The 2,118-nt window shown below is 70.2% G+C and carries 3 protein-coding genes; 2 read left to right on the forward strand and 1 reads right to left on the reverse strand.

The features are described from left to right. Positions 1-256, forward strand: a 256-nt coding sequence (locus tag G6018_RS13365; protein ID WP_241732105.1) for a tyrosine-type recombinase/integrase, incomplete at its 5' end; no start/stop codon positions are given. A 21-nt stretch (positions 257-277) separates the two neighbouring features. Here the strand turns inward: G6018_RS13365 and G6018_RS13370 are convergent. Then, positions 278-877: a M23 family metallopeptidase gene (locus G6018_RS13370; protein WP_182639870.1), complete on the reverse strand. Its 600-nt coding sequence runs from the start codon at positions 875-877 to the stop codon at positions 278-280. A 399-nt stretch (positions 878-1,276) separates the two neighbouring features. On the opposite strand from G6018_RS13370, the gene rpsB reads away from it, so the two are divergent. After that, on the forward strand, positions 1,277-2,118 hold an 842-nt coding region (rpsB, locus tag G6018_RS13375; protein ID WP_182639871.1), incomplete at its 3' end, for a 30S ribosomal protein S2.

Consider the following 2,118-nt stretch of genomic DNA (forward strand, 5'->3'; position numbering starts at 1 on the left):
GCGCGGAGGCCGCCTCGACCCCCGGGCCGCGCGCCGGGTGGTCAACGAGGTCACGGCCGCCACCCCCGGATCGCCGCAGGTCTCGCCCCACGCCCTGCGTCACAGCAGCGCCACACACCTGCTCGAGGGTGGAGCCGACCTCCGCCACGTCCAGGAACTGCTGGGTCACTCGACTCCGGCGACCACCCAGATCTACACGCACGTCTCGGCGGAACGCCTCCGTGCCGCCTACAGGGGCGCCCATCCGAGAGCCTGACCGGTTCGGTCCGTGGAGGGGTCAGCCGAACCCGTCGCCGGGAAGGGTCGGCTTGAGGCGGATCGGTCTGTCCTCGACCGCCAACAGGCTCAGCGGATCAAGGTAGTCGTCGTCGTTTCCCGACGGCCCACCCGAGGCCAGGCGCGCGCCCCAGTGGAGGCAGGAGTCGACGGGACACCCGGCGTGGCCGGTGAGAAGGTGCGCCACCACATCCCCGGTGGTGACGCTGTCCCCGGTGCGCACGGTGGCCCGCACCGGTTCGTAGGTCGTGCGCAGTCCCGAGCCGTGGTCGATCGAGAGCACCGGACGACCGCCGACAGGGCCCGCGAACAGCACCGTGCCGCCGGCGGGTGCGTGAATCGGTGTCAGGAGTGGCGCCGCCAGGTCCACCCCCCGATGGCCGGCCAGCCAGCGCTCGGCGGGAGGGTCGAAGGGCGTCACTACCGCCACCGGACCGGGGAGCGGCCTCCTCAGGTCCCGGCGAGGGGGATCCGGGACGGCGGTGGCGGGAGGGACCACGACGAGGGTCGCGGCGACGGCCGCGGCCACCGTCGCGGCCGCGGTGGCGATCACCGACGGTCGGAGGCGCGGCGTCGCGGCGGTCGGTGTCGAGGGGCTCATGGATCGAGTACACCCGGAGACGCGGCGGGGAATCCGACCGACAGACCCCGCTGTGGAGGAGGTCCACGACCTTCCACAGGGGCGGGACGGCTATCGATCGCGTGTTGGAGTGCGGGCGCGGGCGGGTTATGATTGCCGATGCGGTCGACTGACGTCGATTGACTTCGCGTGTCCTGCACCTCCCACGGGAGGTGCATCCGGACCCGGGGCCTCACAGCCCCGGCTTCACCGGACACCGGACCCGTAGGTGCCCCTGCTCGTCGGGGGTTCGGTCCGCTGCGGTCACCAGGGCCCGAGACCACCCGGTTTCTCGGGCGTAACCCGATACACACCAGAAAGCGAGGACGAGGGCCTCGCGGTCCGGCTGCTTCCAAGCCGGACGAGCCCCTCAACACTTCCATGGCAGTCATCTCCATGAAGCAGCTGCTCGACGCGGGCGCACACTTCGGTCACCAGACCCGTCGTTGGAACCCGAAGATGCGGCGGTTCATCTTCACCGACCGCAACGGCATCTACATCATCGACCTTCAGCAGACGCTCACGTACATCGACCAGGCGTACGAGTTCGTCAAGGAGACCGTCGCCCACGGAGGCACGGTCCTGTTCGTCGGCACCAAGAAGCAGGCCCAGGAGGCCATCGCCGAAGAGGCCGCGAAGGTCGGGATGCCCTACGTCAACCAGCGGTGGCTGGGCGGCATGCTCACCAACTTCCAGACCGTGCACCAGCGCCTCATCCGCCTCAAGGAGCTCGAGGCGATGGAGCAGTCGGGTGGATTCGAGGGACGCACCAAGAAGGAGATTCTCATGCTCACGCGTGAGATGACCAAGCTGGCGCGCACCCTCGGCGGCATGCGGGACATGACCAAGGTCCCGTCCGTCGTGTGGATCGTCGACACCAACAAGGAGCACATCGCCGTCGGCGAGGCACGCAAGCTCAACATCCCGGTCGTCGCCCTGCTCGACACGAACTGTGATCCCGACCTCGTGGACTACCCGATCCCGGCCAACGACGACGCGATCCGCTCGGTCAGCGTCCTGACCCGGGTCATCGCCTCGGCCGTCGCCGAGGGCCTCAAGGCCCGTTCACAGGCGGGCAAGGCCACCGGCGAAGAGGCCGAGCCCCTCGCCGAGTGGGAGGCCGAGCAGCTCGACCAGGTGACCGGTGAGACCGCGGCACCCGAGGGCGAGACGGCAGCCGAGGCCCCCGCGGCCGAGGCCACCGCGACCGAGGCCCCCGCGGC

The sequence above is a fragment of the Dietzia sp. DQ11-44 genome, assembly GCF_014145205.1.
Lineage (GTDB): Bacteria > Actinomycetota > Actinomycetes > Mycobacteriales > Mycobacteriaceae > Dietzia > Dietzia natronolimnaea.

What these genes read in the sequence shown, in the direction of transcription:
- G6018_RS13370 (WP_182639870.1), bottom strand. Translation starts at nt 877, where the DNA reads ATGAGCCCCTCGACACCGACCGCCGCGACGCCGCGCCTCCGACCGTCG.